Below are 4847 nucleotides of genomic sequence, written 5' to 3'. Positions count from 1 at the left end.
GAGTAGATTTATGAAAACAATAACTATACCTGAAACTAAAATTAGAAAAACAGTAAAAGAATATGGAACTCCGTTTCACATTTATGATGAACAGACCATTGTTGATCGCTTAAACAATTTAAATTCTTCCTTTAGCTGGGCGGATTTTAAAGAATTCTTTGCCATTAAAGCCAATCCAAATCCACATGTTTTAAAAATAATGAAGGAAAATAGCTGTGGGGTTGATGCAGCAACTGTAACCGAAATTAGACTGGCAGAAATGGTCGGTTTTAGCGGAGAGGATATAATGTTCACCTCTAATCTGACTACAATTGATGCCTACAGGTATGCAGTAGATAAAGGCTGCATTATAAATATTGACTGGGCAGCAGATATTTATGAGCTTTTTGAAAATGAGATTATACCAGAAAATATTTGTTTTAGATTAAACCCCGGCACAATTGAAAATGAAATTATGGGTGATTCTAAAGAATCAAAGTTTGGTTCAACTGCAGAGCAGATCAAAGATGCAGTATCTTTTCTGGCAGGGCAGGGAATTAAATCAATTGGACTGCACACTATGGTGGTTTCCAATGAAAATGATCCCCAAATTTTTGGTGAGTATACGGAAATGCTTTTTGAATTTGCCAGAGAAATTATAAATGAATTTGGAATTGAGATTGACTTCATCAACATTGGAGGCGGAATTGGAATCCCCTATCAACCAGAAGAATTTGTTGATCTAGATGCAATATCAGGAGCGGTAAATGAAGCCTATGATAAAGTTTTAAGGGCAAATGGACTGCAGCCTAAAATTTTTATGGAATCTGGCCGCTACATTACTGGCGAATCAGGCTATTTAGTGACAGAAGTGATTAAGAAAAAGGAAACATACAAAAAATATCTGGGTGTAGATGCTTCAATGTCAGATTTAATGAGACCGGCAATGTATAGAAGCTATCACCATTTAACCAATATTGATGCAGAAGCTCGAGGGGAAGAAAAATCAAATGAATATGATGTAATTGGCTCCCTCTGTGAAAACAATGATAAATTTGCAATTGACCGCCGACTTCCTGAGAGCAAGTTGGGAGATCTAATTGTGATTCATGATACAGGCGCTCACGGACATGCAATGGGCTTTAATTATAATGGAATGCTCAGAAACGGAGAATTTTTGTACACTATTGATGGTAAAGTGAAACAGATCAGGCGTGATGAAACTTTTGAAGATTATACGACTACTGTAATAGGAGGTTATTAATATGTTTAAAGGTGTGGGAACAGCGTTGATTACTCCTTTTAAAGGCAATGGTGAGGTTGATTATGATTTATTTGAAAAGATTTTAGACCATCAATTAGAAAACAATATTGATGCACTTGTGGTATTGGGAACCACAGGTGAATCTCCAACTGTACATCTAGAAGAAAGAAAAGAACTGACTAAAATAGCAGTGGCTAAGGCTGATGGTGAAGTACCTGTAATTATTGGTACTGGGACTAATGATACTGTAAAAGTAATTGAAATGAATAAACTGGCCGAAGAACAGGGTGCTGATGGACTTTTAATTGTAACTCCTTATTATAATAAGACAAGTCAGGCAGGATTGGTCGACCACTATACACATATTGCCAGTCAGACTGAACTTCCGATTATTGCCTACAATGTACCTTCCAGAACCGGAGTTAATATTGAACCGGAGACTTTTAAGAAAATGGCTGAAATGGAAGATAATATTGCTGCTATTAAGGAAGCCAGTGGAGATATGAGCCAGATCTTAAATGTGATCGAAATTGCTAGAAATAGTAAAACTATTTTTTCTGGAAATGATGACCAGGCTCTACCATTGATGCTGTGTGGAGGTAGTGGGGTTATTTCGGTATTTTCAAATCTAATGCCCGGAGTAATGAAGAAGATTACTTCTCATATTTTAGCCGGAGATTATCAAGCTGCGAGAGACTTACATTATAAATACTTAAAATTAATGAGGCTTATTTTTGTTGATGTTAACCCAATTCCAATTAAATTTGCGATGCAGCAGATTGGACTTTCTAATAATAATCTCCGCCGTCCCCTGATTAATTTAAGTCCGGAGAATCAACAGTTAATTTTAGATGAAATGAAGGAGCTGGATATTGTATGAAATATGGAATCATAGGTTATTCTGGTCGGATGGGACAGGCAATTGAAGAATTATTTTCTGAAGCTGGCCATAAACTGGTCTATCAGAAAGATGAAAATGGTGAAAAAGAAATAGAAAAACCGGAAGTAATTATCGATTTTTCTCTAGAAGAAGCTTTTGCTGATACAGTAAGAGTCATTAAGGAAAAAGAGGTACCTCTGGTAATTGGGACTACCGGTTTAGATGAATCTGATTTTGCTGAATTAGATAAGCTGGCAGCAGAGGTGCCCGTGATTCAGAGCTTTAATTTTTCTATTGGAATCAATATTCTATCTGAACTGATCCAGGAAGTAAATCAGTATGTAGATCAGGATTGGGATATAGAAATTTCCGAGACTCATCACCGCTTTAAAAAAGATAAACCATCAGGTACAGCAATTATGCTGGGAGATCTTATAGATAGAGATGTAGAAATGCATTCTAAACGACTGGGTTCAGAATTTGGTGAGCACGAAGTGGACTTTGCCAGCACAGGAGAAGTACTGACTCTAAAGCACAGGGCTTATTCGAGAGAGGCTTTTACTCAGGGAGTACTTTTAAGTGCTGAAAAAATTATGAAGCTGGAGCCCGGATTTTATAGTTTTTCTGAAATTTTAAAATCAGAGTTATAGTTTCATTCCAAATTTCTTTTAAGAAAAACTAAGTCATTCAATTATAATTCTGATTTTTGACAGATACCTGAAGCGTAAATTAAAATCTTAATCTTGATAATTAAAAGTTGAAATATATAACTGGAGGAATAATGATGAATTCATATGATTTAATTGACTATATTTCAAATTCTACTAAGAATTCACCTGTTAAATTTTATGTTAAGGGCGAAGATTTAAAGAAAGTTTTAAGTACTTACGAATATTATGGAGATGACAGCTCTGGTGTTGTTTTCTGTGAGCAGAAAGAAGCAGAAGCAATCAAGGAAAAACTGGGAGATAAATTGAAACAATCCAGAGTTGAAATGGACAGACTTAATTCTGCTATACCATTAGCGGATTACAGCCAGTATAACTGCAGAATCGAACCTGGAGTCCATATTCGGGACCAGGTTGAAATTGGAGATGGCTGTGTGCTGATGATGGGAGCAGTTATCAATATTGGTGCTAAAATTGGTGTCAATACAATGATTGATATGAATACTGTGCTCGGAGGCCGAGCTACAGTTGGTGACAATTGCCACATTGGTGCTGGAACTGTTTTAGCCGGAGTTATTGAACCACCAAGTGCTGATCCGGTTATTGTAGAAGATAATGTACTGATTGGAGCTAATGCAGTTGTTTTAGAAGGAGTGCATATTGGTGAAGGTGCTGTTGTTGCAGCCGGTTCGATTGTTATTGATGATATTCCTGCTGGTGCAGTTTATGCCGGTTCTCCTGCTAAAAAGATTAAAAATGTAGATGATCGGACAAAACAGAAGACTGAAATAATGGCAAGTTTGCGCCAACTTTAAAAATTAACTTTAAGATTAAGGCTGGCTGAATTTATTTTGGCCAGCTTTTTCAAATTAGGCAGGTGTATTATATCTATTCTCAAATATATTGATAAAGGATGTTTTAAAAATGCGTTATTTAAAACTTTATAACAATTATGATTTTACTATCGAAAGAGCAGAAGGTGTCTATATTTATGATACTGACGGTAATAAATATTTTGATACTTTTGCCGGGATTGGAGTACTGGCCCTGGGCCACAGTCATCCTAAAGTTGTAAAAGAAATCTCTAAAAAATTAGAACGCTATGCTCATACTTCTAATTATTTTTTAGATGAGGATACAGAACGAGTAGCAGAGTTAATTACCAGTCAGGGAGAAAAAGTATTTTTTGTTAACTCAGGTACTGAAGCAACTGAGCTGGCCTTAAAAGTTATTAAAAAGAAAATTGATGGTGGAAAAATTTTATTTTTTAGTAATTCATTCCACGGCAGGTCATTAGGTGCACTATCAGTTAATGGTTTTCCTGGAATTAGAGACCAGTTTAAACCCCTGCTTCCGGACACAATAGAAGCAGAATTTAATAATGTAGAGAGTCTAAAAAAGACAGCAGCAGATAATCCGGATATTAAAGCAGTTTTTTTTGAACCACTGCAGGGTTCTGGTGGGGTGCAGCCAGCAACTCAAGAATTTATAGCGGAACTTAAAAGTCAAATAGCGGCCAATAATTGGATTCTGGCTGTTGATGAAGTACAGGCAGGTCTTTACAGAACTGCTAAGCAATATTCTTATCAGCATTTTGATTTAAAACCTGACCTGGTTACAGTTGCCAAAGCACTTGGAGGTGGTCTGCCGCTGGGGGGAGTAATTATGGTTGGAGAAATGACAGAGGTACTTAAACCAGGTGACCACGGCTCAACTTTTGCTCCCAATCCACTTGCTCTAAGAGGAGCAAAAGTTGTTTTAGAAGAGCTGGAAGAAATGCAGGCTTCAATTGCTGAAAGAGGAGAATATTTTCTGAACAGATTAAAAGAACTTGATTCGGAAAAGATTGAGGATGTCAGAGGAATTGGCTTAATGCTGGGAATTGAGTTAAAAGAAGTAATTCCTAATTTAAGGGACAGAGCTCAGGCAGAAGGAGTTTTACTGAATCTTGTTAAAGGCAGGATAATTCGCTTTTTACCTGCTTTAAATATCACTAAAAATGAAATAGATGAACTAATAGAAAAATTAGAAAAAATAACAAAATCAATGAACTCAA

The 4847-nt window shown here is 36.3% G+C and carries 5 protein-coding genes; all 5 read left to right on the top strand.

Translation table 11 applies throughout. From position 1 onward, the window contains the following. Window positions 1-10 precede the first annotated feature (10 nt). A complete protein-coding gene (locus tag CI949_RS16915) occupies window positions 11-1243 on the top strand; it encodes a diaminopimelate decarboxylase (RefSeq protein ID WP_365941859.1) in 1233 nt (410 codons plus the stop codon). Window position 1244: 1 nt separating this feature from the next. Continuing rightward, the gene (gene dapA, locus CI949_RS16910; RefSeq protein ID WP_290768508.1) at window positions 1245-2123 is read left to right on the top strand and encodes a 4-hydroxy-tetrahydrodipicolinate synthase; all 879 of its coding nucleotides are present in this window, start codon (window positions 1245-1247) and stop codon (window positions 2121-2123) included. After that, window positions 2120-2773 (top strand): 4-hydroxy-tetrahydrodipicolinate reductase, encoded by a 654-nt coding sequence (locus CI949_RS16905; RefSeq protein WP_290768505.1) that lies wholly within the window; start codon window positions 2120-2122, stop codon window positions 2771-2773. The genes dapA and CI949_RS16905 overlap by 4 nt, the downstream gene beginning before the upstream one ends. Before the next feature lie 134 nt (window positions 2774-2907). Beyond that, on the top strand, window positions 2908-3606 hold the full coding sequence (dapD, locus tag CI949_RS16900) for a 2,3,4,5-tetrahydropyridine-2,6-dicarboxylate N-acetyltransferase (RefSeq protein WP_290768502.1): 699 nt from the start codon (window positions 2908-2910) through the stop codon (window positions 3604-3606). Window positions 3607-3715: 109 nt separating this feature from the next. Beyond that, window positions 3716-4847 (top strand): aspartate aminotransferase family protein (locus tag CI949_RS16895; RefSeq protein ID WP_290768499.1); only part of this gene is annotated, 1132 nt, incomplete at its 3' end.

The sequence above is a fragment of the Halanaerobium sp. genome (assembly GCF_003070835.1).
The sequence above is the reverse complement of the archived record's forward strand: the minus strand, read 5'-3'. Positions and strand labels throughout refer to the sequence as shown.

Bases quoted from the DNA above. Each gene is read 5' to 3' on its own strand.
- CI949_RS16915 (WP_365941859.1), top strand. From the start codon at position 11: ATGAAAACAATAACTATACCTGAAACTAAAATTAGAAAAACAGTAAAA.
- dapA (WP_290768508.1), top strand. From the start codon at position 1,245: ATGTTTAAAGGTGTGGGAACAGCGTTGATTACTCCTTTTAAAGGCAAT.
- dapD (WP_290768502.1), top strand. From the start codon at position 2,908: ATGAATTCATATGATTTAATTGACTATATTTCAAATTCTACTAAGAAT.
- CI949_RS16905 (WP_290768505.1), top strand. From the start codon at position 2,120: ATGAAATATGGAATCATAGGTTATTCTGGTCGGATGGGACAGGCAATT.